At 74.9% G+C, this 26,640-nt stretch carries 22 protein-coding genes; 13 read left to right on the top strand and 9 right to left on the bottom strand.

The features are described from left to right. Positions 1 to 60: 60 nt before the first annotated feature. Both L3X23_RS20140 and L3X23_RS20135 read right to left on the bottom strand, forming a co-directional pair. Positions 61 to 354: an MGMT family protein gene (locus tag L3X23_RS20140; protein ID WP_237193667.1), complete on the bottom strand. Its 294-nt coding sequence runs from the start codon at positions 352 to 354 to the stop codon at positions 61 to 63. A 13-nt stretch (positions 355 to 367) separates the two neighbouring features. Then, positions 368 to 1,138 (bottom strand): alpha/beta fold hydrolase, encoded by a 771-nt coding sequence (locus L3X23_RS20135; RefSeq protein WP_237193666.1) that lies wholly within the window; start codon positions 1,136 to 1,138, stop codon positions 368 to 370. 130 nt (positions 1,139 to 1,268) lie between these two features. Here L3X23_RS20135 and L3X23_RS20130 point away from each other — a divergent pair, with 130 nt between their 5' ends. The 3 genes from L3X23_RS20130 to L3X23_RS20120 all read left to right on the top strand — a co-directional run bounded on the left by L3X23_RS20130 (position 1,269) and on the right by L3X23_RS20120 (position 9,198). Beyond that, positions 1,269 to 4,757 carry an ATP-dependent DNA helicase gene (locus tag L3X23_RS20130; protein WP_237193665.1) on the top strand — a complete coding sequence of 1,163 codons (3,489 nt, stop codon included), beginning with the start codon at positions 1,269 to 1,271 and terminating at the stop codon, positions 4,755 to 4,757. 192 nt (positions 4,758 to 4,949) lie between these two features. Continuing rightward, positions 4,950 to 5,879 carry a family 16 glycosylhydrolase gene (locus L3X23_RS20125; protein WP_143030046.1) on the top strand — a complete coding sequence of 310 codons (930 nt, stop codon included), beginning with the start codon at positions 4,950 to 4,952 and terminating at the stop codon, positions 5,877 to 5,879. Positions 5,880 to 5,910: 31 nt separating this feature from the next. After that, positions 5,911 to 9,198, top strand: coding sequence for an ATP-dependent DNA helicase (locus L3X23_RS20120; protein ID WP_237193664.1), 3,288 nt, complete (start codon positions 5,911 to 5,913; stop codon positions 9,196 to 9,198). A 31-nt stretch (positions 9,199 to 9,229) separates the two neighbouring features. Here the strand turns inward: L3X23_RS20120 and L3X23_RS20115 are convergent, their stop codons facing one another. The 6 genes from L3X23_RS20115 to L3X23_RS20090 all read right to left on the bottom strand — a co-directional run bounded on the left by L3X23_RS20115 (position 9,230) and on the right by L3X23_RS20090 (position 15,396). After that, complete coding sequence (locus L3X23_RS20115) at positions 9,230 to 10,879, bottom strand: cation acetate symporter (protein ID WP_237193663.1); 1,650 nt, start codon at positions 10,877 to 10,879, stop codon at positions 9,230 to 9,232. After that, positions 10,876 to 11,229, bottom strand: a complete 354-nt coding sequence (locus tag L3X23_RS20110) for a DUF485 domain-containing protein (RefSeq protein WP_237193662.1) — start codon at positions 11,227 to 11,229, stop codon at positions 10,876 to 10,878. Before L3X23_RS20110 ends, L3X23_RS20115 begins: the two co-directional genes overlap by 4 nt. Positions 11,230 to 11,311: 82 nt before the next feature. Beyond that, positions 11,312 to 13,012, bottom strand: coding sequence for a cation acetate symporter (locus tag L3X23_RS20105; protein ID WP_237193661.1), 1,701 nt, complete (start codon positions 13,010 to 13,012; stop codon positions 11,312 to 11,314). After that, complete coding sequence (locus L3X23_RS20100; RefSeq protein ID WP_237193660.1) at positions 13,009 to 13,317, bottom strand: hypothetical protein; 309 nt, start codon at positions 13,315 to 13,317, stop codon at positions 13,009 to 13,011. Before L3X23_RS20100 ends, L3X23_RS20105 begins: the two co-directional genes overlap by 4 nt. A gap of 238 nt (positions 13,318 to 13,555) precedes the next feature. Further along, complete coding sequence (locus L3X23_RS20095; RefSeq protein WP_237193658.1) at positions 13,556 to 14,320, bottom strand: LytTR family DNA-binding domain-containing protein; 765 nt, start codon at positions 14,318 to 14,320, stop codon at positions 13,556 to 13,558. Continuing rightward, positions 14,317 to 15,396: a sensor histidine kinase gene (locus L3X23_RS20090; RefSeq protein WP_374204875.1), complete on the bottom strand. Its 1,080-nt coding sequence runs from the start codon at positions 15,394 to 15,396 to the stop codon at positions 14,317 to 14,319. The genes L3X23_RS20095 and L3X23_RS20090 overlap by 4 nt, the downstream gene beginning before the upstream one ends. Positions 15,397 to 15,464: 68 nt before the next feature. Between L3X23_RS20090 and L3X23_RS20085 the strand changes: the two genes are divergently transcribed. From L3X23_RS20085 to nudC, 10 genes are all read left to right on the top strand, one after another. Next, the gene (locus L3X23_RS20085) at positions 15,465 to 16,517 is read left to right on the top strand and encodes a saccharopine dehydrogenase NADP-binding domain-containing protein (RefSeq protein ID WP_237193656.1); all 1,053 of its coding nucleotides are present in this window, start codon (positions 15,465 to 15,467) and stop codon (positions 16,515 to 16,517) included. A 75-nt stretch (positions 16,518 to 16,592) separates the two neighbouring features. Then, on the top strand, positions 16,593 to 17,648 hold the full coding sequence (locus tag L3X23_RS20080) for a TrkA family potassium uptake protein (RefSeq protein ID WP_093083995.1): 1,056 nt from the start codon (positions 16,593 to 16,595) through the stop codon (positions 17,646 to 17,648). An 11-nt stretch (positions 17,649 to 17,659) separates the two neighbouring features. Then, positions 17,660 to 18,508 (top strand): exodeoxyribonuclease III, encoded by an 849-nt coding sequence (locus L3X23_RS20075; RefSeq protein WP_093083998.1) that lies wholly within the window; start codon positions 17,660 to 17,662, stop codon positions 18,506 to 18,508. A 117-nt stretch (positions 18,509 to 18,625) separates the two neighbouring features. Then, a complete protein-coding gene (locus L3X23_RS20070; RefSeq protein ID WP_237193654.1) occupies positions 18,626 to 19,366 on the top strand; it encodes a DUF4142 domain-containing protein in 741 nt (246 codons plus the stop codon). Positions 19,367 to 19,746: 380 nt separating this feature from the next. Then, on the top strand, positions 19,747 to 20,364 hold the full coding sequence (locus tag L3X23_RS20065) for a class F sortase (protein WP_237193652.1): 618 nt from the start codon (positions 19,747 to 19,749) through the stop codon (positions 20,362 to 20,364). 246 nt (positions 20,365 to 20,610) lie between these two features. After that, the gene (locus tag L3X23_RS20060; protein ID WP_237193650.1) at positions 20,611 to 21,864 is read left to right on the top strand and encodes an aldehyde dehydrogenase family protein; all 1,254 of its coding nucleotides are present in this window, start codon (positions 20,611 to 20,613) and stop codon (positions 21,862 to 21,864) included. Between the two features lie 99 nt (positions 21,865 to 21,963). Beyond that, a complete protein-coding gene (locus L3X23_RS20055) occupies positions 21,964 to 22,485 on the top strand; it encodes a hypothetical protein (protein ID WP_237193648.1) in 522 nt (173 codons plus the stop codon). 56 nt (positions 22,486 to 22,541) lie between these two features. After that, positions 22,542 to 23,855, top strand: a complete 1,314-nt coding sequence (locus L3X23_RS20050; protein WP_237193646.1) for a pitrilysin family protein — start codon at positions 22,542 to 22,544, stop codon at positions 23,853 to 23,855. Next, the gene (locus tag L3X23_RS20045) at positions 23,852 to 25,231 is read left to right on the top strand and encodes a pitrilysin family protein (protein ID WP_237193645.1); all 1,380 of its coding nucleotides are present in this window, start codon (positions 23,852 to 23,854) and stop codon (positions 25,229 to 25,231) included. Before L3X23_RS20050 ends, L3X23_RS20045 begins: the two co-directional genes overlap by 4 nt. Next, entirely contained in the window at positions 25,228 to 26,217 is a 990-nt protein-coding gene (gene nudC, locus L3X23_RS20040; RefSeq protein ID WP_093084017.1) for an NAD(+) diphosphatase, read from the top strand. The genes L3X23_RS20045 and nudC overlap by 4 nt, the downstream gene beginning before the upstream one ends. Before the next feature lie 170 nt (positions 26,218 to 26,387). Here the strand turns inward: nudC and L3X23_RS20035 are convergent, their stop codons facing one another. After that, entirely contained in the window at positions 26,388 to 26,627 is a 240-nt protein-coding gene (locus L3X23_RS20035; protein ID WP_093084023.1) for a mycoredoxin, read from the bottom strand. Positions 26,628 to 26,640 lie beyond the last annotated feature (13 nt).

Below are 26,640 nucleotides of genomic sequence, written 5' to 3'. Positions count from 1 at the left end.
TCCGCCGTGGGAGTCCACCGTCCTGCCGACGAGCGGGGGACCGCGCTGAGGGTGCGCGCCTCACGGTTCTCGGCGGGCGCGGGATGCCCTCGGCAGCCGCCCGTCCTCCACCAGGATCCCCTCGGCCCGGAGCCGCGCGGCCTGCTCCTGTGCGACGTGCGGCGCGCAGGTCCCGTCTGCCCGCAGCACACGGTGCCAGGGCAGATCGTGCCCGTCCTCGCGGAGCACCCGCCCGACCAGCCGCGCCCGGCCCGGCAGGCCCGCCTCGGCGGCCACGGCGCCGTACGTGCTCGTGGTGCCCGCGGGGATGGCCGCCACCGCCGCCCGGATCCGCTCGTGCGCAGCCTCGTCCATCACGCCTCCCCGCTCACTCCCCGACCAAGTCGCCGATCAGGGCCGCCGACTCCGCGGGCCGCTCCAGGTAGACCATGTGTCCGGTGTCGACCGGTTGCACGGTGAGCGAGTCGCCGAGCTCGGCGGCGCAGGCCGCGAGCCACTCGTCGGACACGAAGTCCGCCTTGGTGGCGGGCAGGACCAGCGTGCGGGTGCCCGCGGGCGGGATCGCGGCGGGCCGCGCCATCTCGCTCCAGGCACCGATCACCGAGGCGCGCGAGTAGCGCCAGCGCCAGACGCCGCCCTGCTCCTCCAGGTGGGCCTCGACCTCCGCGTCCACCCAGTGGTCCGCCACGCCCTCCCAGCTCTCGGCCTTGGCCGCCCGCGCGATGGCGCGATCGGGATACGACTCGTCCGGACGCGTCTCCTCCGCCGTCTCCAACATGTCCTGGGGGTCCAGCCCCAGCGCGGGATCGACCAGCACGAGGCACTTCACCCGCGCGGGCGCGGCCCGGGCCAGGTGCACGGCGATCGCCCCGCCGAAGGAGTGCCCCACGACCGCGGCCCGCTCGATCCCCTGCGCGTCCAGCACCGCGAGCACGTCGGCCACGTGCTGCTCGAGCCGCCACGGCGGCGCCCACGGCGACCGGCCGTGTCCGCGCAGGTCCGGGGCGACCCAGCGCAGGTGCGGGAGCTGCTCGGTGAGCGGGCGGAAGCGCAGCCCGTGCCCGGTGACGCCGTGCAGGGCGAGCACCGGCGGCCCGGCGGGATCACCGGACAGGTGGACGTGCAGGGGTTCGACCATGCGGTGATCGTGCCATCCGGCTCGACCGTGAACCTCCGTGTGCGGCGGGCCGGACCCGAGTTGTCCACAGAAACCGGCACCTGTGGACACCGCCGCCACGATGTCGGTGGCACGTGGTTGCATCGACGCCGTGACGACACCCGACTCCCGTCCGCCCGTCGGCGGCGGCCGCGCCCCCGCGGCGGAGGGCCCACTGCTCGTGCGGCCCGCGCGGTCGCCGCGGCGTGCGCCCGAGTGGAGCGGGGCCGCGCGGCGGGTGGTCGATCACCACACCGGGCCGCTGCGGGTGCTGGGCGGACCCGGCACCGGGAAGACCACGCTGCTCGCCGCGAACGTCGGCGGGCGGATCCGCGCCGGGGTCGACCCGGGGCGGATCCTGGTCCTGGTCGGCAGTAGGCGCGCCGCCGCCGACCTGCGCGAACAGCTGGTCCGGGCCGTGGTGCCGGCGGAGGGGGGCCTGCACGGCACCACCCGCGAGATGCTGGTGCGCACGGTGCACTCCTACGCGTTCGGGATCATGCGCCTGCACGCCGCGCGGGCGGGCGATCCACCGCCGCGCCTGCTGGCGGGCGCGGAACAGGATGCGGTGGTCCGTGACCTCCTGGCCGGTGAGCTCGCGAACTGGAACGGGTCGGTGCCCGGCTCCGACTGGCCGGACCGGGTGCGGGCCGCACTCGCGGTACCCGCCTTCGCCGGAGAGCTGCGGGAGCTGCTGCTGCGGGCCGAGGAACGGGGGCTGGGCCCCGAGGAGCTGCTGGCGCTCGGGACCCGCCACGGCGTGCCGGAGTGGGAGGCCGCGGGGCGGTTCTTCCGCACCTACGAACAGGTGATCCTGTTGCGCGGCGCCGCGGGGCGGGCCGCCCCGCAGGCCACCGCCCCCGCCCTCGACTCGGCGGAGCTGGTCGCCGCGGCGCTCGACGCGCTGGCCTTCGACCCCGACCTGCTCGCCGCCGAGCGGGAGCGGGTCCGCCACCTCTACGTCGACGACGCTCAGGACCTCGATCCGCAGCAGCTCGAGCTGGTGCGGGTGCTGGCGCGCACGGCCACGAGTGCGTGGATCGCGGGCGACCCGGACCAGGCGGTCCTCGGGTTCCGCGGTGCCGAGCCGGAGGGTCTGCGGGCGCTCGAGGCGCCCACGGAGATCCTCACGGTCGACCATCGCCAGCGAGACGCGGTGCGTGCCGCCGGGTCCCGGCTGGCCTCCCGGCTGTCCGGGTCCGGGGAGGCGCGGCTGCGGATCGCGCCACCGGACACCGAGCTCGCCGACCCGGGCGCGGTCCTGGTCCGCACGTTCACCTCCGCGGCCACGGAGGCGGCCTGGATCGCCGACCGGCTCCGCCGCGCCCACCTGCTCGAGGGGGTGGCGTGGTCGGACATGGCGGTGCTGTCGCGCTCCGCGCGGCGCACCCTGCCCGCGCTGCGTCGGGCCCTGGTCGCGGCGGGCGTGCCGATCGCGGCACCGCCCGAGGAGCTGCCGTTGGCCCGCCAACCCGCGGTGGTGCCGTTCCTGCTGATCCTGCGCGCCGCCACCCGCCCCGACACCCTCGACGCGGACGCCGCCACGGCCCTGCTCGCCTCCGCGGTCGGCTCGGGCGATCCCATGCGCATGCGCCGGCTCCGCCGCGGGCTGCTGCGTCTCCACGCCGCCGCCCGCCGCCGCGGCGCGGACGATCCCTGGAGCCCCTCCGCCCCGCCTCCGGGCGATGCCCAAGCCACGACGGACAGCGCGGACAGCATGGACGGCACGGACAGCACGCCAGGCGATCTCGACGAACCCGACTCGGCGCGCACCCGAGCGGCGGCGGAGTGGGCCCCGACCGCGGAGGACGCGGAGCGGGCCGGGTCGGACCCGCTGCTGGTGGCGGCGCTGCGAGCGGCGGCGCGGGGGAGACCGGACCCGCTCACCGCCCTCCCGCCCGGCGACTCCGCGCCCCTGCGCGCCGTGTCCGCCCTCCTCGCCACCGCGGCGGCGGCGGCCAAGGAGGGCGGGAGTGTGGAGGAGGTGCTCTGGCAGGTCTGGCAGCGGTCGGGCCTGGCTCGGCGCTGGGCGGGCGCCAGCGCGCGCGGCGGCCCGGTCGGTGCCGCGGCGGACCGTGACCTCGACGCGGTCCTCGCCCTGTTCGACGCGGCGGCCCGCTACACCGACCGGCTCCCGGGTGCGGACGTCGCCGGCTTCGCGGAGTACCTCGGTGACCAGCACCTCCCCGGGGACACCGGAGCCGTCGCGGCGCCGCGCGAGGAGGCGGTCGCCCTGCTGACCGCGCACGCCGCGCGCGGGCGGGAGTGGGAGGTCGTCGCGGTGCCCAGCGTGCAGGAGGGTGCCTGGCCGGACCTGCGCCTGCGCGGCAGCCTGCTGGGCAACGAACGGCTGGTGGACGTCGTGGCGGGCGTGGCCGAGCCCGGCGAGGGCGTGTCCCGCACCGCGCCCCTGCTGGCCGAGGAGCGCAGGCTGTTCTACGTCGCCTGCACCCGGGCCAGGCGGACCCTGCTGGTCAGCGCGGTGCACGCGGAGGACGAACAGCCCTCCCGCTTCCTCGACGAGCTCGACCCGCTCCCGGCGGACGCGACGGAGGGGCGCCTGCCCACCCGGCCCGGGCGCGCCCTCGTGCTCGCCGAGCTGGTCGGGGAGCTGCGCCGGGCGGTCGCCGAACCGGACCACGGGGACCCGGAGCGGGTGGCCCGGCGCAGGCGGGCCGCGCTGCAGCTCGCCCGGCTCGCCGCCGACAAGGTCCCCGGTGCGCACCCGGAGGACTGGTACGGCGTGGCCGAGCCGTCCAGCGGGGACCCGCTGCGCCCGCCCGGTGAGGTCGTGCCGGTCTCGCCGTCGGACGTCGAGCGGATCCTCGCGTGCCCGCTGCGGTGGGTCCTCGAACGGCACGGTGGGGCGGAGGTCGGGGCACTGTCCGCGGTGACCGGCTCGCTGGTCCACGCGCTGGTCCAGGCGGGCGCCGCGGGGGCGCCACCGGAGGAGATCGACGCCGCGCTGCGCACCGCCTGGGCCCGGCTCGACGCGGGCGCGCCCTGGTACGGCAGGCGCGAGCTGGAGCGGGTGCGCGGCATGCTGGCCGGGTTCGACCAGTGGCTTCGCGAGAGCCGCGAGGCGGGGCTGCGGCTGCTCGCCGTCGAGCATCCCGTGCAGCTCGACATCGAAGGGGACGCCCCCGGCACGGTCGAGGTGGGCGAGCCCCGGCCCACCATCCGGCTGCGCGGGCGGGTCGACCGCCTGGAGGTGGACGACCGGGGCAGGCCCGTCGTGGTGGACGTCAAGACGGGCAAGACCGCGGTCAGCGCGGCGTCGGCGGCCGAGCACCCGCAGCTGGCGGTCTACCAGCTGGCGGCCACGCTCGGTGCGTTCTCCGAGCTCGTCGGGGAGGGGGCGGAGCCGGGCGGGGCGCGCCTGGTCTTCGTGGCCGACCGCAGGTCGGGATCGCCGAAGGAACGCGACCAGGAGCCGCTCGAGGGGGAGGCGGTCGGGCACTGGCTCGGGGAGGTCCGCCAGGCGGCGGGCCGCACGGCCGGCCCGTCCTATGTGGCGCGGGTCGGGCCGGACTGCGACCGTTGCCCCGTTCGGACTAGTTGCCCGGCAGTCGAGTCCGGTCGGCCGGTGGTCGACCCGTGAGCCGACCGGCGGCAGGCTTCGACCGTGGTGGGCGGCCCCGCACACCGAGCGCACCGGGCACGCCGTTCGAGGGCCGATGCGGGTCGGAGCCCTGCGGACCCGGTACCGTTCGGCCCGCATCCCCCGCGTTCCCCCTGTCCTGTCGCGTACCGGCGCTCCCCGCCTCCGGTGCGCCCCGAGGAGGCTCCCCCGGTGTCCCGCCCGCGTTCCCGAGTTCTCGCCGTCGCCGCTGCCGGTGTCCTCACCGTGCTGCTGGCCGCCTGCGGGTCCGCCGCGGAGCCGGAGCTGACTCCGTCCCCGGACTCCCAGGGGGCCGCGCTGGCGGCGCCCACGACCACGGTCCCGCCGCCGCCCACCACTACGGTCGCGCCCACGACCACACCGAAGCCGACGACCACGCCCCCGCGCACCACCACCCCGAAGCCCAAGCCCGCCGCGGCCGTGCACCAGGCGGATCCCGTGCCGGGCGTCGCCTGGGCGCCCGCGGGTGGCGACGAGTTCTCCGGGGGCGCGATCAGCGGGCAGTGGAACGTCTACGACTCGGTCGGCGCCTTCAACAACGGCCGCCGCACCCCGGACGCGGTGACCGTCGGCGATGGGCTGTTGACCATCACCGGCCGGTCTGCGGACGGTGGGACGTCGGGTGGCATCGGGATGAAGTCGGGCCAGCTCTACGGCCGGTGGGAGTTCCGGGCGCGCACGGACAAGGGCGTCGGGTTCGGGTCGGCGATCCTGCTCTGGCCGGACTCGGAGAAGTGGCCGGACGACGGCGAGCTGGACATGATGGAGGTCCCGAGCCCCGAGCGGAACCTCGCCCACACGATCATCCACTGGGGTGCGGACAACCAGACCTTCGGCGGCTCCACGCCGGGGGACTTCTCGCAGTGGCACACGTTCGCGTTCGAGTGGCTGCCCGACCGGCTCACGATGTACGTCGACGGGGTCAAGACCTGGGAGTCGCTGGACAAGGCGATGATCCCGACCAAGCCGATGCACGCCACGATCCAGCTGGACCAGGGCCCGGCCCCGGGCTGGCTCGGCGCCCCGGTCGAGGGCGCCCCGGACATCCGGCTCCAGGTCGACTACCTGCGCATCTCGAGCCTGCCCGGGCAGCCCGTCTGAACCGTCGGGCCCCTGCGGTAGACAGGTCACCGTGACAGTCGCCGCCGGTCCGCTCCCGCCCGCGGTCCTCGCGCGGGCGCTGGGCCTGCACCCGCCGACGGAGGAACAGGCCGCGGTGATCGCGGCACCCGCCGAGTCGGCGCTGGTCGTGGCCGGTGCGGGTGCGGGCAAGACGGAGACGATGGCGGCCCGCGTCGTCTGGCTCGTCGCGACCGGCCAGGTCCTGCCGGAGCAGGTGCTCGGTCTGACCTTCACCCGCAAGGCGGCGCAGCAGCTCGGCACGCGCGTCCGGTCCCGGCTGCGCCGCCTGGCGGGGTCCCCGCTGCTCGACGAGCTGGATCCCAGCGGGGCCCGCCGCGCGGCCCTGCTCGCGGGCGAGCCGACCGTCGCGACCTACCACGCCTACGCCGGGCGGCTGGTGTCCGAGCACGCCCTGCGGCTGCCTGCGGAACCGGCATCCCGGCTGCTGGGGCAGACGGCCTCCTGGCAGCTGGCGCACCGGGTGGTCAGCTCGTGGGCGGCGGACCTGGAGGTCGACCGCGTCCCGGCGACGGTGACCGGTTACCTGTTGGCGCTGGCGGGGGAGCTGGGGGAGCACCTCGTCGAGCCGGAGCGGCTGCGGCGCTTCACCCTGGAGCTGCTCGAGCTGATGGAGACGGCGCCGCCCGCGAAGCGCCAGCGCGCCGAGCCCGCGCAGAAGTACAAGGACAAGATGTTCGCCCAGCGGCTGCGCATCGAGCTCTTGCCGCTGGTCGAGGAGTACGCGCGGCGCAAGGCGGCCGAGCGGGCGATGGACTTCTCCGACCAGCTCGCGATCGCCGCGCGGGTCGCCGAGGCCCGGCCCGAGGTCGGGGAGATCGAGCGCGGCCAGTACCGCGCCGTCCTGCTCGACGAGTACCAGGACACCGGGCACGCCCAGCGGGTGCTGCTGCGGGCGCTGTTCGGTCGCATCCCCGGCGAGCCGGTGCGCGCGGACGCCCTCGCCGTCACCGCCGTCGGCGACCCCTGCCAATCGATCTACGGCTGGCGTGGGGCCAGCGCGGGCAACCTCGCCCGCTTCCGCACCGACTTCCCGGCCCCGGGCGGCGAGCCCGCGGCCCAGTACGGCCTGCTCACCAGCTTCCGCAACCCCGCCGAGGTGCTCGACCTGGCGAACGTGGTGTCCGAGCCCCTGCGGGAGGACGTGGGGGCGCTGGTCCCGGGCCCGACGGCGGCGCGGGGAGATGTGCGCGTCGCCCTGCACCCGACCGTCCTGGAGGAGGTCGCGTGGGTCGCGGACGGGATCGCCGAGCAGTGGCGGGCCCGGGCGGAGGCCGGCGCATCGCCCCCGACCAGCGCGGTGCTGGTCCGCCGCCGCGGGGACATGGACGCGCTCGCCGCCGCGCTGCGCGACCGCGGGCTCCCGGTCGAGGTCGTCGGGCTCGGCGGGCTCCTCGACACACCCGAGGTGCGCGACCTGGTCAGTGCGTTGAAGATCGTCGCGGACCCGCTGTCCGGCCCCTCCGCCGTCCGGCTGCTGACGGGTGCGCGCTGGCGGCTCGGCGTCGCCGACCTGGCCGCCCTGTGGGAGCGGGCCCGCGAGCTGGTCCCCCCGCTGCCCGCCCGGCACGGTCCGCTGCCGCCCGCCGAGCTGGCCCTCGGCGCGCTGCCGGGTGAACAGGCGGAGCAGGCGGGCCTGGTCGACGCGCTGGACGATCCGGGCCCGCCCGAGCAGTACTCCGCGGCCGGGTTCGCCCGGATCCAGCGGCTCGCGCGCGAGCTGTCGTGGCTGCGGTCGCGGGCGTCGGCGCCCTTGCCGGACCTGGTGGCGGACGTCGAGCGGGTGCTGCTGCTGGACGTCGAGACCGCCGCCCGGCCCGGCCCGGCGGGCCGCGCGCACCTGGACGCGTTCGCGGACGTCGTGACGGACTTCGCGGCGGGTGCGGAGGTGTCGAGCCTGCCGGCGCTGCTGGACTACCTGGACACCGCCGAGCAGGCCGAGGACGGGCTCTCACCCGGCGAGGTCGAGGTCGCCGAGGACCGGGTGCAGATCCTGACGGTGCACGCGGCGAAGGGTCTCGAGTGGGAGGTCGTGGCGGTCCCGCACCTGGTCACCCAGGTGTTCCCGGGTCGGAAGATGTCCGGCAGCTGGATCACGAACGTCGCCGAGCTGCCCGTCCCGCTGCGAGGGGACGCGGACGACCTCCCCGGCCTGTACGTGCCGCCCGCGCCGGACCGCAAGCAGGTCGAGCTCGCCCTGGACGAGCACGAGTCCGGGCTGGAGGCGCGCCGCAAGACCGAGGAGCGCAGGCTCTTCTACGTCGCGCTCACCCGGTCCGAGCGCGTGCTGCTGTGTTCCGGGCACCAGTGGGGCGCTACCGGGTCCACACCGCGCGGGCCCTCGGAGTTCCTCGCCGCGATCGCCGCCGTCACCGCCCCGGAGATCTGGGCGGACCCGCCGGAGGAGGGCGCGGAGAACCCCGTGCTCGCCCGCGAGGTCACCGCCGAGTGGCCCGCGGACCCGCTCGGGGCCCGGTCGGCGGCGGTGCACGAGGGCGCGGACCTCGTCCGGGAGGCGATCAGGGCCCGCGAACGGGCCCGGCGCAAGGCCAGGCGGCAGGACGAGAACCAGCTGAGCCTGGAGATCGAGGAACCCGAGGACCCGGACCCCGAGGGTTGGGCCGCGGACGTGGACGTCCTGCTGGCCGAGCGTGCGGCCGGGGTCGCCCGCCCCACCGTCGCGCTGCCCGGGCAGGTCAGCGTCAGCCAGCTCGTCGAGCTGGCGGCGGACGAGGCGGCGTTCGCGGCGGGGCTGCGCCGCCCGTTGCCGCTGCAGCCGAACCCGCACGCGCGGCGGGGCACGGCGTTCCACGCCTGGCTGGAACAGCGCTTCGGCGCGGAGAAGCTGCTCGACGTCGACGAGCTCCCCGGCGCCGCGGACGACGAGGCGGCGGGCGATGCGGCACTGGAGGAGCTGCAGGAGGCGTTCCTCGGCAGCGCCTGGGCGGACCGGGTGCCGGTCGAGGTGGAGGTCTCGTTCGAGACGGTGCTCGCCGGCGTCGCGGTGCGGGGCCGGATGGACGCGGTGTTCGCGGACCCCGACGGCGGCTTCACGGTCGTCGACTGGAAGACCGGCGCGGTGCCGGAGGCGGACCGCTGGCACGCCGTCGGCGTCCAGCTGGCGATGTACCGCCTGGCCTGGGCCGATCTGGCCGGGGTGGAGCCCGCCCGCGTCCGAGCGGCGTTCCACTACGTGAAGGAGAACGCCACCCTCAACCCGGCCGACCTGATGACGGAGCGCGAACTCGAGTCCCTGCTCAGACCCCGTGAGTGGCGATAGTCGCTCTGGCGACTATCGCCACTCACGGGTCTCAGTGGGCGACCGCCTTCTCCGCGCCTGCGCCGGTGAGCGAGCGGACCTCCATCTCGGCGGCGCGCTTCGTGTCGGACTTCTCCTTCGACAGCACCGTGCCCAGGTAGCCGAGCAGGAAGGACAGGGGGATCGAGACGAGGCCCGGGTTGTCCAGCGGGAACCAGTGGAAGTCCACGCCCTGCAGCATCGACGCGCTCCGGCCCGTGGTCGGGTTGACCGGCTTCCCGGACACGACCGGCGAGAAGATGATCAGGACCAGGGTGATCGCCAGACCGCCGTAGATGCTCCACAGCGCGCCCTGGGTGTTGAACCGCTTCCAGAACAGCGAGTAGAGGATCGTCGGCAGGTTGGCGCTGGCGGCGACGGCGAAGGCCAGCGCCACGAGGAACGCGATGTTCTGCCCGTTGGCCAGGATCCCGCCGAGGATGGCGACGATGCCGATCACCACGGCCGTCCGGCGGGCGACCTTGACCTCGGTGGTCGACTCGTCCTGCACCTGGCCGTGCTTGATCACGTTCACGTAGATGTCGTGGGCGAACGAGGCCGACGCCGTGATCGTCAGCCCGGCGACGACGGCGAGGATCGTCGCGAACGCCACCGCCGCGATGATGCCGAGCAGGACCGTGCCACCGAGCTCGTAGGCCAGCAGCGGAGCGGCGGAGTTGGCCGCACCCGGCGCGGCGCGGATCGCCTCCGGCCCGACGAGTGCGCCCGCGCCGAAGCCCAGGACCAGGGTGAACAAGTAGAACAGCCCGATCAGCCAGATCGCCCAGACCACCGAGCGGCGGGCCTCCTTGGCGGTCGGCACGGTGTAGAAGCGCATCAGGATGTGCGGCAGACCGGCGGTGCCGAGCACGAGCGCGAGGCCGAGGGACACGAAGTCCAGGCGGGTCGTGCCGCTGGCGCCGTACTGGGCGCCCGGGGCGAGCAGCTTGGTGCCTGCCTGACCGGCGCGGGCCACGGCGTCGTTCATCAGCGACGACAGGTTGAACCCGTACAGCGAGAGCACCCAGAGGGTCATGATCCCGGCGCCCGCGATGAGCAGGACGGCCTTGATGATCTGCACCCACGTCGTGCCGCGCATGCCGCCGATCAGCACGTACGCGATCATGACCGCCCCGACGACGGCGATGACGATGCTCTGTCCGGTCGTGCTGCGGATGTCCAGCAGCAGGGCCACGAGCCCGCCCGCACCGGCCATCTGGGCGAGCAGGTAGAAGAAGGACACGGCGAGCGTCGAGGTGGCGGCGGCGGCCCGGACCGGGCGCTGCTTCATCCGGAAGGCGAGGACGTCGCCCATCGTGAACTTGCCGGTGTTGCGCATCAGCTCCGCGACCAGCAGCAACGCCACCAGCCAGGCGACGAGGAAGCCGATCGAGTAGAGGAAGCCGTCGTAGCCGTAGAGCGCGATGGCGCCCGCGATGCCGAGGAACGACGCCGCCGACAGGTAGTCGCCGGAGATCGCGATGCCGTTCTGGGCACCGGAGAAGCCGCCGCCCGCGGTGTAGAAGTCCGAGGCGCTGGCCGCGGCCTTGCGCCTGCTCACGTAGATCACCACGCCGAGCGTGATGACCACGAAGACGCTGAAGATCGCGATGTTCAGGATGGGGTTCGAGCCCTCGATCGAGGACCCCTGCGCCAGAGTCACAGCGTGCCTCCCTCGATCTCCTCACGGATGGCCTTGGCGTGCGGGTCGAACCGCTTGTCGGCCCACCGCACGTACCAGGTGGTGATCGCGAAGGTGGACACGAACTGCAGCAGGCCGAGGATCAGGCCGATGTTGATGGCGCCGACCACGGGGATCGCCATGAACGCGGGCGCGTAGCTGGCCAGTAGGACGTAGGCCAGGTACCAGGTCAGGAACGCCGCGGCGACCGGGAACACGAAGCGCCGCAGCCGACTGCGCAGCGCCTGGAACTCCGGGCTCGCCTGGACCGTTTCCCAATCAGGCTGAGCGCTGTCGGGTTCCGTCTTGCCGGACGGAGTCTCTGTGCTCACGGTGCCTCCTCGCACGGTGGGATGCGCCCAGGAAAGGGGCTTCCCGCGCGGCGCGGAAGTAACCCACGACACACCGCAACCCTCACCGACGAACGGCCGACGAACGGTCGGGATCCGAGACGAACGGTGACGTCTCGTCGAGGTGCAGGCGGAGCATCGCGGCATCGGAACCGGGTGCCGGACGGCCGCGCAGCGAGACCGCGATCATGGTCAGGAAGGCCAGCGGGACGGAGAACAACGCGGGCTGGCCGAGCAGCAGCGCGGCGAGGCCGGGCTCGGGCCGCAACACCAACCCGAGCGCCATCACCCCCGCGCTCGAGAGCAGCCCGACCGCCATCCCCGCGAACGCGCCGCGCGCGGTGAGCCGCCGCCACCAGATCCCGAGCACCAGCATCGGGCAGAAGGTCGACGCCGCCACCGCGAACGCCGAGGTCACCACCGCCCCGACGTCGATCCGCACGGCGGGCAGCGCACACAGCACGATGACGCCCGCGGCGAGCAGCGCGGTCAGCCGCAGCCTGCGCAGCGAACCGGGCAGCAGGTCGTGGGCCACGGCGCCCGCCAGCGCGAGCAGCAGCCCGAGCGAGGTGGCGAGGAACGCGGCGAAGGCGCCCGCGGTGAGCAGTGCCGTGAACAGGTCACCCGCCACCCCGCCGTCCACCCGGGACGGCAGCGCGACGACCGCGGTGTCCGTCGCCCCCGACAGGTACAGCTCCGGCAGCAGCACGGACCCCAGCAGCCCGTACACCACCGTGAACACGTAGAAGGAACCCAACAGCCCCACCGTGATCGCGGCGGTGCGGCGCGCGGCGCGCCCGTCCGGGCTGGTGTGGAACCGGACGATCACGTGCGGCAGCCCCATCGTGCCCAGGGCCGTGGCGACCAGGATCGACCAGGTGGCCAGCAGGGGGTGGCCGTTGCCGCCGTCGAGCAGGGGGCGCTGCCAGGTGTCGCTGCCGGGCAGGGCCACCCCCGCGATCTCCGGCACCGCCGCCCCTGCAGGGAACACCCAGGTGGCCTCCCCGGGCGCGACGTGCTCGCCGGGCGGCAACGTCGTCGGGACCCCCTGGGCGACGACGGTCACGGGCGCGGTGACCTGCAGCCGGGTGTCGAGCCGGAACGTCACCGACGTGGGCTCGGGGAAGATCGAGTACTCCGCCGGGCGCAGGGCCTCGGCACGGGTCTCCGCGCCGACCGCGACCAGCAGCCACACCGCCGGGACGATGAACAGCACCAGCTTGAGGACGAACTGGAACGCCTGCACGTAGGTCGCCGCGCGCATCCCGCCGAGGGCGAGCGTGATGCTCACCGCGGCGCCCGCGACCACGATGCCGACCCAGTACGGGGCGCCGCTGACCAGTGTCAGGACCTGGCCCGCCGCGGTGAACTGGGGGACCAGGTAGAGGCCTGCGATCACCAGCACGACGACCGCCGAGAACCGCCGCAACCGCACCGACCCCAGCCGGGCCTCGGCGAAGTCCGGCACGGTCAGCGCGCCCGTGCGGCGCATGGGTGCGGCGACCAGCACGAGCATCAACAGGTAGCCCGCGGTGAAGCCGACCGGGTACCAGAGCGCCCCGACGCCGTTCTTCACCACGAGCCCCGCGATGCCCAGGAAGGATGCGGCGGACAGGTACTCGCCGCTCACCGCCGCCGCGTTCAGGGTGGGCGACACCCGGCGGGAGGCGACCAGGAAGTCCGATGTCGAGCGCATCGCGGCCACCCCGCGCGCGCCGATCAGCAGGGTGGCCAGGACGACGGGGACGACGGCGAGCGCGATCACTCGACCCGCTCCGCGCGACGCAGCTGCACCCAGGCCAGCGTCGCGAGCACGGGATAGGGCAGGACGGCGACGGCCAGCCACACCACGGGCATGTCCCCGACCCGCCAGTCCCGGGGCAGTAGGTCGAGCAGGGCGGGCAGCCCGACCAGCAGCAAGGCGGCCCCGACCAGCGTGCCTGCCGCGACCCGCAGCTGCGCCCGGCGCACCCGGCGGGCGCGGGCGAGCGCCTCGGCGTCGAGCGAGGTCACGGGCCCGGCCCGCCGCGTGGCCAACGCCATCCGGGTCTGGGGTGAGGTGACGGCCACGCGTTTTCCGCGACTCACGCCCGCCCCCGGCCCCACTGACGCTTGGGACGCCCAAGCGCCATGGAGCGACGCTTGGGACGCCCAAGCACCGGGCGCCTGTGACGCTTGGGACGCCCAAGCACCGCGGAGCGACGCTTGGGACGCCCAAGCACCGGGGGCCTGTGACGCTTGGGACGCCCAAGCACCACAGAGCGACGCTTGGGCGTCCCAAGCGTCAGCCCCAGCGACCGAAGGCCCCTCACCGCGCACCACCCGCGAAATCCCCGCGTTGCGCGGCTTCCAGGAGACGGTCGCGCAGGTCGCGGGCGTGCCGGCGGCTCACCGGGACGTCGCCCGCGTCGGTGTGCGCCAGCAGCCCGCCGCTCGCGTCGCTGCGCAGCTCCTGCACCGCGGGCACGGCGAGCAGGAAGCTGCGGTGCACGCGCACGTACCCGAACGCCGCCCAGTGCTCCTCGAGCCGCGAGATCGGCATCCTGACCAGGTGCGATCCGCCCCGGGTGTGCAGCCGCACGTAGTCGCCCTGTGCCTCGGCGAACCGCACGTCCGCGCGCCGCACGTACCGGGTGCGCCCGCCCAGCTCCACCGACACGGCCGCCAGCTCGTCGACGGCGGGCGGCGGGGGCTGGGCCGCCGCGGGCCGCGCGACGCGCACGATCCGGGCCAAGGCGGCGTCGAGGCGTTCGCGCGCAACGGGTTTGAGGAGATAGTCCAGCGCTCCGACGCCGTAGGCGGACACCGCGTGCTCCTCGAACGCGGTGACGAACACCAGCTCCGGGGGATCGGTCATGCGGGCGAGCACGCCGGCCAGCTCCAGCCCGTCCATGCCGGGCATGGAGATGTCGAGGAACACGGCGTCGAACCGCGCATCCTTGATCAGCTTCAGGGCGGACAACGCATCCCCCGCGGGCACGACCTCCCTCACGTGCGACGAGGCGGCCAGCAGGCGGGACAGCTCCGCGAGCGCGGGGGCGACGTCGTCCACGGCGAGCACCCGGAGCGTCACGAGGCCACCACCCCGGCCTGGAAGCGCGGCACCCGCACCACCACGCGGGTCCCCTCGCCGAGGGCGGTCTCGATCACCAGGCCGTACTGCGGCCCGTAGACCGCGCGCAGCCGACGGTCGACGTTGGTCAGCGCCAGCCCGTCACCGGCGGTGGCGCCCGCGAGCACGGCGCGCGCGTGGTCGGGGTCCATGCCCGGGCCGTCGTCCTCGATCGCGATGACGCACTCCGAGCCCTGCGCCTCACCGCTGACCTGCACCGACCCGCCCTCCTCGCGCCGCTCGACGCCGTGTTGCACCGCGTTCTCCACCAACGGTTGCAGGGCGAGGAAGGGCAGCGCCACCGGGAGCACCTCGGGCGCGATGCGGACCTGGACGCGCAGCCGGTCGCCCAGCACCGCCCTGGCCAGCGTCAGGTAGGCCTCGATGGCCCGGAACTCGCCCGCGAGGGTCGTGTAGTCGCCGCGGCGGGCGACCGAGTGCCGGATGTACTCGGCGAAGTCCAGGATGAGGTCGCGCGCCCGCTCGGGGTCGGAGTCCACGAAGGACCCGATGGTGGTGAGGGCGTTGTAGACGAAGTGCGGGGAGATCTCCGCACGCAGGGCCCGCAGCTCGGCCCGTGCGGCCGCCTCCGCGGAGGCCTCCAGCCGCCCGCGTTCGAGGGCCTCGGCGACCCAGTCCGCGGTGCGCCGCACCGCCCCGCGCGCGACGTCCCCCGCCACGACCAACACCCCCGCGACCTCGCCCCGGACCAGCAGCGGGACGGCGGTCACGCCGCCTGCCGAGGCCCGGTGCCCGTCCCGGCGCACCTGTTCGACGAGGTCCTCGGCCGCCGCCGGGGCCCGCCCGGCCCACGCGGGAGTGCCGTGCAGGTCCGCCAGCCCGACGGCGTCCGCCCCGAGCAGCGACCGCAGCCGCCGGCCTGCCCGGGCCACGGGATCGGCGCCGAGGTCGGGCGCGCGGGGGCTGAGGCCGCCGCGCAGGTCCTCGGCGATGGCCGAGCCGACGGCGAGCACGGCGGTGGCGTCCGGCGCGGCGCGGCGGAAGAACCGTCGCCGGGGCGCGTCCTCGGTCACCACCGCAGCAGCGTAGCCACCCACGGACGGCAGCGGTGTTCTGAGCGGCCGGGCCCAGTACGGTCGGGCCCGTGACGGGACGGATCGTGCTGTTCGGCGCCACGGGGTTCACCGGCGGACGCACCGCCGAGGCGATGCTCGCGCGGGGCCTGCGACCGGTGCTCGCCGGGCGCAACCCCGAGGCACTGGGCGCGCGGCTGGGCTGCGAGACCGCCAGGGCGGACGTCACGGACATGGCGTCCGTCGCCGCCCTGGTCGAGCCGGGCGACGTCCTGGTCAGCACCGTCGGTCCGTTCGCCGAGCTCGGCGGCGCCGCCTTGGCCGCCGTGGTCGCGGCGGGTGCGACCTATCTGGACTCGACCGGGGAGGGCCCGTTCCTGCGCGAGGTCTTCGAGCTGCAGGGGCCCGCAGCGCAGCGCTCCGGGGCCCGTCTGGTCCCGGCCTTCGGCTACGACTTCGTACCCGGCGTGCTCGCCGGTGCCCTGGCCCTGCGCGAGGCGGGGGAGCAGGCGGCGCGGGTCGATGTCGGCTACTTCCTGACCGGCGGCGGACGGTGGTTCTCCCGCGGCACGGCCGAGTCGGCGGTCAGCATCGCGAGCAGCCCCGCCTTCGCGGTGGCCGACGGCGCACTGGTCACTGAGCCGGGTGGACGCAGACTGCGCACCTACCTCGTCGACGGCGTACCGCGCCCGGCCTTCTCGATCGGTGCCCTGGAGCACTTCGCGCTGCCCCGCCTGGCGCCGGGGCTGCGCACCGTCGACGTCCACCTGGGCTGGTTCGGGCGGGCGAGCACGGCGATCCACCGGCTCCCGCCGCCGCCCGGGATCGCCCTGCGCGGCCTGCGCCGCCTCACGACCCGGATCCCGCGCGAGCCCGATCCGGCCGCCGCGGCGGCCGCCCGGTCCGAGACGGTCGCCGAGGTGTTCGACGCGGGCGGCACCCTGCTCGCCCGGACCCGGCTGCGGTTCGGCGACCCCTACTCGCTGACGGCCGCGCTGCTGGCCTGGGGCGCCGCGCACGCGTCGGAGATCGAGGGCGTGGGCGCGCTGGACCCGGTGTCCGCCTTCGGTCTCGACGCCCTGGTCGACTCGGCCTGCGCGGCCGCGGGCATCACGATCGAGTGACCCGGAGCGCCCGCGGTCCGGCGTCGGCGACCGCGCGCTCCCGGGCGGGGACGATCACCGCTATTCTGCGCCGCGATGCGTGATCGGACCCGCCGCCCGCCCGTCGATCCGCAGGTGATCGGCGCCCTCCGCATGCCCGACAACCCGGAGCGCCCGCTGGTCGCGCTCCTCAAGCGGGTGGCCGTCGCGTTCGGCGCGCTGCTCGCCGCGGCGCTGATCGTCTGGATCGGGCGGGACGGCTACGTCGACAACAACGGCGAGGGCCCGATCTCGTTCAACGACGCCCTCTACTACGCCACGGTGTCGCTCTCCACGACCGGCTACGGCGACATCGTCCCCTACACCCCGCTCGCGCGGCTGCTCACCACCGTGGTGATCACGCCGCTGCGGCTGCTGTTCCTGATCGTCCTCGTCGGCACGACCGTCGAGCTGCTCACCGAACGTTCCCGGCAGTCGTTCCGCATCCAGCGCTGGAGGTCACGCGTGCGCGACCACACGGTCGTCATCGGCTACGGCACGAAGGGTCGTGCCGCCGTCGAGACCCTGCTCGGGGACGGGACCGAGCCCGAGCGGATCGTGGTGGTGGACACCGACCGCGCCCAGCTCGACGCGGCCTCCGCCCTCGGCCTCGTGACCGTGACCGGCAACGCCACCCGGTCCTCGGTGCTGCGGATCGCCGGGGTGCACCAGGCCTCGGCGGTCATCGTGGCCACGAACCGGGACGACACCGCCGTTCTCGTCACCCTGACGGCGAAGGAGCTGTCGCCCAAGACGCGCATCGTGGTGGCGGTGCGGGAGTCGGAGAACGTCCACCTCCTCCGCCAGTCCGGCGCCGACTCCGTGATCGTCTCCGCGGAGACGGCGGGGCGGTTGCTCGGCGTCGCGACCCGCACCCCGAGCGTCGTCGAGGTGGTCGAGGACCTGCTCACCCCGGACGCGGGCTTCGCGATCAGCGAGCGCGAGGTGGAGGCGAGCGAGGTGGGCGGGTCGCCCCGGCACCTCGCGGACATCGTGCTGGGCGTGGTGCGGGGCGAGCAGCTGTACCGGGTGGACGCCTCGAAGGTCGACGCCCTCGAGCGCGGCGACCGGCTCCTCTACGTCCGCAAGGCCACGCCCCCGGACGAGGATTAGTCTTCGCGGTCGTGCGTGTCGCGACCTGGAACGTCAACTCCGCGAAGTCCCGCCTCCCCCGGCTCCTGCCGTGGCTGGACGAGCGGGCGCCGGACGTCGTGTGCCTGCAGGAGACCAAGCTGTCCGACGACGACTGGGCGAAGGAGCTCGACGGCCCGATCCGCGAGCGCGGCTACGAGGTCGCCCACCACGGGCAGGGTCGCTGGAACGGGGTCGCGCTGCTGTCGCGCGTCGGCCTGGTGGACGTCGTGCGCGGGCTGCCCGAGGAGCCCGAGTTCGACGGCTCCCTCGACGCCCGCGCGATCACCGCGACCTGCGGCGGGCTGCGCGTCACCTCGGTCTACGTGCCGAACGGCCGCACCCCCGACGACCCGCACTACGGCTATAAGCTCCGCTGGCTGGAGTCGCTGCGGCACCTGGTGTCCGCGGGCGACCCGGCCACCACGGTCGTGGCGGGCGACATGAACATCGCGCCGACCGACGCGGACGTCTGGGACCCGGCGGTGTTCGTCGGTTCCACGCACGTCACGCCGCCGGAGCGGGAGGCCCTGGCGGCGCTGGAGGCGACCGGGCTCGCGGACGTCGTGCGGGACCGGTGGCCGACCGAGCGGGTCTTCTCCTACTGGGACTACCGCGCCGGCCGCTTCCACAAGGACCTCGGGATGCGGATCGACCTGGTGCTCTGCGGCAGCGACCCCGCCGGGCGGGTGCAGGCGGCGTGGATCGACCGCAAGGCGCGCAAGGGATCCGGGCCGAGCGACCACGCCCCGGTCGTGGTCGACCTCGACGCGGCGCCGGACGGCGACATCGGCCCGGTCGTCCCGCCGCCCTCGACGCCCGCGCGGATCCCCGGGCGATGACGGGCGGACGCTCGGTGTTCCCCCGCCGAACGGGTGTCAATCACCTCGGCTGAACGGAGTACACGATAGGACTCCGTCCGGTTGCGGGGATTCGTTGCGCCGCGATACTCGGACGCTGTGACGTTCCGTGCTCGCCTGACTACAGGCACTCTGCTGTCCGCACTGGCCCTGACCGGCGCCGTCGCCTGCTCGTCGCCGAGCGACCAGGCTCCCGCCATCCCCACCGACACCGCCGCCCCCGCGCCCGACGCGGGTGGCCAGGCCACCGACGCCACCCGCGAGGCCTTCGGGCAGGCGAACCAGGGTGCTCTCGCCCTGGTCGCGCTGGGCGGGCTCGGGACCGAGAAGGGCGTCGGCGAGCAGGTGACCGGCCTCGCGCCGGAGCTGACCACCCAGGGGCAGGCGCTGCTCGACCAGGTCAAGCAGGCTGCGACGGCGGCCGGGGTGACCCTCGGCGACCAGCTCGACGCCCAGCAGCAGGCCCTCGTCGCCGATCTGCGGGCCCGCTCCGGGCAGCCGTTCGACACCGCCTGGCTGCAGGCCGCGCAGTCGCTGATGCAGCAGGCACGCGACGCCGCCCAGGCCGTCCTCGCCGACCCGAACGCCACCCCGGAGGCCAAGGCCGCCGCCCAGGAGGCCCTGCGCAAGCTCGACGCCCTCGCGGGCCGGGTGAACGCAGCGACCTCCGCGGCAGGTGCCACCACGCCCGGTGCGGTCGACGCAGGCACCGGCGGCCAGGCCGCCGGGTCCGACGACGTCCTCCCGGTGATCCTCGCCGGCTCCGGTCTGGTCCTGCTCGGCGCCGGTGGTGTCGCCGCCGCCCGCACCCGGACCCGCACCCGCGCCGACCGCTCCTGACCGTGCCCGACCTGCCCGCGGCGGCGCGGCCGGAGTCTGGAGCGCCCTCGGGTGACGCGCTGCCGGGTGCTGCGTTGCCGGCGTGTGCGCTGCCGGGTGCTGCGCTGCCTGATGCTGCGCTGTCAGCGTGTGCGCTACCTCGTGCTGCGCTGCCGGGTACTGCACTGTCAGCGTATGCGCTACCTCGTGCTGCGCTGCCTGATGCTGCACTGCCAGCGTATGCGCCCCCCGCGTCCGCGCTGGCCGCGTATCTGCTGCCCGCCGTCGCCCTGCCCGCCGCCCTGCGGGCGTTCGAGGGCACGCGGCCCGACGCCGCCGCGACCACGCCGTCGGGCGGGGGCCCCGCGCCGCGTCCTCGGCGGCCGCGGGGGCCGACGGCGTTGCTGCTGGCCGGGGCGGTTCTGCTCGGGACCGCCGCGGCGCTGTGGTTCGGGCGGGAGCCCGCCGTCGACGCGGCGCCGGTCGGCGACGTGCCCACCGCAGCCGCACCCGCCCGCGTCGAGACGGGGGACCTGCGGCCGGGTGCGCCGCTCGACCTCCGGCTGCCCGGGACGGTCCCGGCCCGACTGGAGCTGCGGGGGATCGCCGCGCCGGTCGTGCCGGTCGGTACCGGGCCGGACGGGGCGTTGCTCGTGCCGGACCCGCCGCAGACGGTCGGCTGGTGGGCGCCGGGCGCGCTCGCCGGTTCGGGGACCGGCACCGTGGTCGTCGCGGGGCACGTGGACTCACGGCTCGCGGGCATCGGGGTGCTGGCGGTGTTGCCGCAGCTCACGGTGGGGGAACCGGTGGTCCTGCGGGCTGCCGACGGCCGTTCGGTCGAGTACCGCGTGGTCGCGCGGCGGGAGTTCGGGAAGGCCGCCCTGCCCGCGGACACCTTCGCCCGCACCGGCCCCCCGCGGCTCGTGCTGATCACCTGCGGCGGCCGCTTCGACCCGCGGACGCGCAGCTACGAGGACAACATCGTCGTCTATGCGGAACCGGTCCATGATCGCCGATAGCGTGCGCTCGGTGCTGTGCGCGCAGCACCGAGCGCACGACATGGGCGATCATGCAGCAGTGAGTGCACGAAACGTGCGCTCACGTCGCCCCGGCCCACCTCGTGCACGAAACGTGCGCCCACTGTCGTGCGCACAGCTCTGAGCGCACGCTATCGGCGATCACGCAGCAGTGGGCGCACGAAACGTGCCCTCCCGCCGACCGAGCACGGCCACGGGTGATCGACGCTGGTGACGTACCCTGGCGCGGTGAGTCAGGCCCCTGAAAGCTCCGCCGAGTTCGTCGCCGTCCGTGCCGCTGCCCAGCGCGCCGCCGCGGCCGCGCCGGGAGTGCGCGCGGCCGGTGGCCCGGCCGTCGACGCGGCCCTGCGCACCGCCGCGGGCCTGCTGCGCGAGAAGGCGCCGGAGCTGTTGGCGGCCAACGCCGCGGACGTCGAGTCCGCCACCGCGAACGGCATGGCGGGCGGGCTGCTCGACCGGCTCCGGATCACCCCGGAGCGCCTTTCGGACATGGCGACCCAGCTCGAGGTGCTCGCCGACACCCCCGAGCCCCCCACCGAGCGGTTCGTCCGCGACCTGCCGTCGGGGGAGCGCGTGTTCGAGCGCAGCATCCCGGTCGGCGTGATCGGCGCGGTGTTCGAGGCCCGGCCGAACGTCACGATCGACGTGGCCTCCCAGGTCCTCAAGGCCCGCAGCGCGGCCGTGCTGCGGACCGGTTCCGCGGCGCTCGGCAGCGCGACCGCCCTGGTCGAGCTCGTCATCGCGCCCGCCCTCGCGGCCCACGGCATCCCCACCGACGCCGTACAGCTCGTGCCGCTGCCCGGCCACGCGGGCGCCGAGGCGCTCGTCGGCCTGCCCGATCTCGTGCCGCTGGTCGTGGTGCGCGGCAGCGGCGAGGTGACCCGCAAGCTGTCGACGCTCGGCGCCGCCGCGGGCACCCGCGTGCTCGCCCACGCCGACGGCGGCGGAGTCCTCTACCTCGACTCCAGCGCCGACGACGCGCTGGTCGAGCGCCTCGTGCACGACTCCACCGACCGGCTCGGGGTGTGCAACCGGCTGAACCTGCTGCTGATCGACAGCCCGGTGTACGACCGGCTGCTGCCGGTCGCGGAGAAGGTGTTGCGGGACAGGGGGATCACCTTGTCGCTGCCGCCGCACGAGCACGCGTTGGGCCACGAGTGGGCCCTCGACTCGGGCAACGAGGCGCACGTGACGGTCGCCCCCGTGGACGGTGCGGTCGAGGCCGCGCTGACCGCCGCCCGGGAGACCTCCGGCCTCGCCGCCTGCGTCGCCGCCACCGACGAGACGGTCGCCCGCACCTTCATCGACGCCTACACCGGCACCGGCGTGTTCTGGAACGCCCCGACCCGGCTGCTCGACGGCTACAAGCTCCTCGGCCTCCCCGAGACGGGCATCAACGTCGACCACACCCCGGGCCCCCGCGGCCCGGTCACCTACCCCGACCTCGCCCTGCGCCAGTTCGTCATCCTCCCGCCCGCCTGAGCCGTTCGGGCGTATCGTCCGTTGCTTTCGGGTAGCCGGCAGGGTTCGCTCATGATCATGTCTTCGGGCGCGTCCCGGCCTCCGTCTCCGGCTGTCCGCGTGCCGGATCGGACGACCGCGTCCGATCCGGGGCCCGTCGTCGGCACCCTGGCCCTCATCGTGGGTCTTTCGGCGGGCGTCCTGGCGGTCGCCGGCAGCTTCCTTCCCTACAACACAGCGACCTGGGTGGTGGACGGGGAGATCCAGAGCGTCACTGGAACCGGGTGGTGGGCGGACGTGAACGGGCAATCCGCCGTCGCCATCCTCGACGGGATCCCGTTGGGTGTCGGCGCCCTGATGCTGGCTGCGGGAGTGCTCTGGGGGGCTGCTCGGCCCCGTGCGAGAAGGCCGGCGACGCTTCTCGTCGGCGTCGGAGCAGGTGTGGTGTCCGGGACTGTCGCCTACCTGTGGCTGACCATCGAGGCAATGTTCCGCGCCGCCGACCTCGCCCTCGCGGCGGGCACGCTCGACACGTCGACGTTCAGCATCGAGATCGGTTCCTGGACGTTGCTCGCGGCGGGTGTCGCGGCACTCCTCGCAGCGACACTCGTGCTCGTGCCCGGTCGACCTGTGGACAACTGACCCCTCCGGCGCCGATCACCCGGCGGACGGTCGGGAGCCGGGGATAGGGTCGGGTCGTGTCGGAACTCCAGATCCACCGGACAGTGCTCGGCAACGGGCTGCGGGTCCTCGTCGTCCCCGACCCGGCCACGCCGGTGGTCGGGGTCTCGGTGCACGTCGATGTCGGGTTCCGCTCGGAACCGGAGGGGCGCACGGGCTTCGCCCACCTGTTCGAGCACCTGATGTTCCAGGGCAGCGAGAGCCTGGAGAAGCTGGCCCATTTCCGGCAGGTCCAGGGTGCGGGCGGGGTGTTCAACGGCTCCACCCACCAGGACTACACGGACTACTTCGAGGTGCTGCCCGGCGCCGCGCTGGAGCGGGCGCTGTTCCTCGAGGCGGACCGGCTGCGCGCGCCGATGCTCACCGAGGAGAACCTGCGCAACCAGGTGGACGTGGTGAAGGAGGAGATCCGGCTCAACGTGCTGAACCGCCCCTACGGCGGCTTCCCCTGGATCCTGCTGCCCCCGGTCCTCTACGACACCTTCCCGAACGCGCACAACGGGTACGGGGACTTCAGCGAGCTCGAACAGGCCACGCTAGACGATGCGGCGTCGTTCTTCGACACCTTCTACGCCCCGGGGAACGCGCTGGTCACGGTGCACGGCGACCTGGGCGAGCACGGGGTGGACGGCACGCTGGCGCTGATCGAGAAGCACTTCGGCGACATCCCCGCACGGCCCACCCCGCCGCGGCCGTCGTTCGCCGAGCCGGTCGCGGGTGCCGAGCGCCGCCAGGCCGTCGCGGACGCGCACGCCCCGCTGCCCGCCCTGGCCGTCGGCTACCGGGTGCCGGACCCGACCACCGAGCTGGACGCGTACCTGGCGCACGCCCTGCTCGCCTCCGTGCTGTCGGACGGTGAGGCGGCCCGACTGCAGCGCAGGCTCGTCCACACCGACGGGCTGGTCACGGACGTCAGCGCGAGCAACGGGCTGATGGGCGGCCCGCTCGATGCGCGGGACCCGGACACCTTCACGATCACCGCGGTCCATCCGGCGGACGTCGACCCGGACCGGGTGCTCGGCGCGGTCGACGAGGAGCTGGACAAGCTGGCGGCCGCGGGCCCGTCGGCCGAGGAGCTGGCCCGCCAGTCCGCCCGTTGGGCCGCGGCCCTGCACCACGAGGACGACCGGGTGATGTACCGGATGCTCGGCCTCGGCGCCCGCGAGCTGCTCTACGGCCGCGCGGAGATCGCCACCGAGCTGCCCGCCCGGATCGCGGCGATCACCCCGGACGGGGTGCGGGCCGCGGCGGCCGCGCTGCGGTCCCAGGGACGCGCCGTCCTGCTCGTGGAACCGACCGCCGATCCGACCGCCGAGGAGACCGCGGAATGAGCGCGCCCACCACCCACCGCAGCGCCGAGCAGATCGGCCGCACCCCGCAGGGCCCCCGGCCGCTGCCGGACCTGGGTGCGACCCGCGAGGTGCCGCTCCCGGAGGTCCACACCACCACCCTGTCGAACGGGCTGCGCGTCCTGGCCGTCCACCGGCCCGGCGTCCCGATGGTCGAGGTGCGGCTGCGGATCCCGTTCGCGGCCGCCGGTCCCACGGCGGACCAGGCGTTCTCGGCCCGGGCCGAGCTGCTGTCCTCCACCCTGCTGACCGGCACCGCGGAGCGGGACCGGGTCGGCATCGACGACGAGCTGGCCACGGTGGGCGCGGACCTCGGCGTGTTCGTCGACCCCGAGCGGCTCGTGGTGCAGGGCTCCGGCCTCGCCGCCGGGCTGCCGACCGTGCTCGGGGTCCTCGGCGAGGTCCTCACCTCGGCGACCTATCCCGAGCAGGAGCTGGCGCGCGAGCGCGCCCGGCTCGTCGAGCGGATCTCGCTCGCGCGTGCCCAGCCGCGCACGGTGGCGCGGGAGGCCCTGCAGCGCAAGCGGTTCGGCGACCACCCGATCGCGCTGGAGACGCCGACGGGCGAGGCGGTCGCGGCCGTCACGGCGGAGCAGGTCCGGGCGCTGCACGCGGCGGGAGTGGTGCCGCGCGGCTCCACGCTGGTGCTGGTGGGCGACATCGAGCCGCAGAGTGCGCTCGCCGAGGTGGAGAAGGCGTTGGGCCACTGGCGGTCCGAAGCGACGGCGCGCGAGCTGAGCCCGCCGCCGCTGCCCGTCGCCGGCCCCCTCGAGCTCGTGCACCGGCCCGGTTCGGTGCAGTCCCAGCTGCGGCTCACCGGACCGGCGCTGCGCCGGGACGACCCGGGGTACGCCGCCTTCCAGCTGGCCAACCTGGTCTTCGGCGGCTACTTCTCGTCGCGCTGGATGGAGAACGTTCGCGAGGACAAGGGCTACACCTACGGCGCCCACTCGGGGGCGGAGTTCGTGCCCGGCGGTGCGGTGCTCGGCGTGGAGACGGACGTGGCGAGTGACGTCACGGCGGCCGCGCTCCTGGAGACGCGGTACGAGCTGGGCCGGATGGTGGCCGTGCCGCCGACGGCCGAGGAGATCGACGCCGCCCGGCGCTACGCCGTCGGGTCGCTGCTGATCTCGCTGGACAGCCAGGGCGGGCTCGCGGCGACCCTGTCGGCCCTGGACGCGGCGGGCCTGGGGATCGACTGGCTGCGGGAGCGGCCGGTCCGGCTGGAGGCGGTCACTCCCGAGCAGGTCGCGGACGCGGCTCTGCAGTACTTCGCCCCCGAGCGGTTCACCGGTGTCATCGTGGGTGACGCCGAGACGATCGGCCCGCGGCTGCGGGCGCTCGGAGGTGTGGAGTGAGCTTCCGGCTGATCCAGCCGCCGGTCCTGTCCCGGGGCACGGTCGCGCGTGACGAACCGCTCCGGCTGGACGCGGACCGGCAGAAGGCGGGCTGGGCCACGGCCCGCGTCGTCGTGGTGGACGAGAAGGGGCGCACCCCGGTCTCCTGGGACACGGCGCCGGGGGCCCACTTCGCGGAGGGGGACGCCGCGGGGTGGGACGCCGCGTCGGGATCCGGGGTCACCCTGCGCACCAAGCCCGCCACGGACATCGCGCCCGCGCCCCCGGAGGACGCCGTGCTGCTCGGCGAGGCCGAGGGCGTCGCCTACTGGGCCGTGCGCGGGCGCCCGGACCTGGTGGCGGGAGACGACCCGTCGGAGTGGTCGGACCTGCGTGCGGTCGGCGGCGAGCTGGACGCGCTGGGAGCGGGCCTGCTCACCGGCGCGGTCGCGGCGCTCAACTGGCACGACACCGCGCGGTTCTGCGCGCGGGACGGCTCGCCGACCCATCCGCACAACGCGGGCTGGGCCCGCAGGTGCGAGGCCGAGGGCCACGAGGAGTACCCGCGCACCGACCCGGCCGTGATCTGCCTGGTGCACGACGGGGCGGACCGCGTGCTGCTCGCCCGGCAGCCGGTCTGGCCGCCGGGGCGCTACTCCGTGCTCGCCGGCTTCGTCGAGGCGGGCGAGTCCCTGGAGGCGTGCGTGGCCCGCGAGATCGGCGAGGAGGTGGGCGTCGAGGTCACCGACATCACCTACCTGGGCAGCCAGGCCTGGCCGTTCCCGCGCTCGCTGATGGTCGGCTTCCACGCGCGCGCCGACCCGGAGGCACCGCTGGTCCCCGCGGACGGCGAGATCGAGGAGGCCCGCTGGATCACCCGCGCCGAACTGCGCCGGGCGATGACCCAGGGCGACTGGGCCGCCACGCCCGAGCCGGGGAGCGTGCTGCTCCCGGGCCGGGTGTCCATCGCCCGCTCGATGCTCGACTCCTGGGCCGCGCTGGACTGAGCGGGCTTCAGGGGGTGTCTGATGGATCTCCAGCCGGCCCGCGGCGCCCCAGGCGGCGCCCCGCGGCGTTCTCGTCGGGTCCGATCTCACCCCGGGATCGGACCCTCCTCGGCCTTGCGGGGCATCCACCTGGAACCCCGCGGACTCGGCGGAGATCCATCAGACACCCCCTAGGCGGCGAGCTTGCGCTTGACGTCGGCGAAGCTCGGGTTGGTCGCCGTGGTCTCGTCGGGGTAGACGACGGTCGGCACGGTCTGGTTGCCGCCGTTCACACCCTCGACGAACCGCGCCGCGTCCGGGTCCCGCTCGATGTCGATCTCGCGATAGGCGATGCCCGCCTCGTCGAGCTGGAGCTTGAGGCGGCGGCAGAAGCCGCACCACGTGGTGGTGTACATCGTCAGATCGGCCATGACCGGTGCAACA

Origin of the sequence: Pseudonocardia sp. WMMC193, assembly GCF_021728735.1 — a bacterium.
GTDB lineage: Bacteria > Actinomycetota > Actinomycetes > Mycobacteriales > Pseudonocardiaceae > Pseudonocardia > Pseudonocardia oroxyli.
This window is presented reverse-complemented; position numbering and strand designations above follow the sequence as displayed.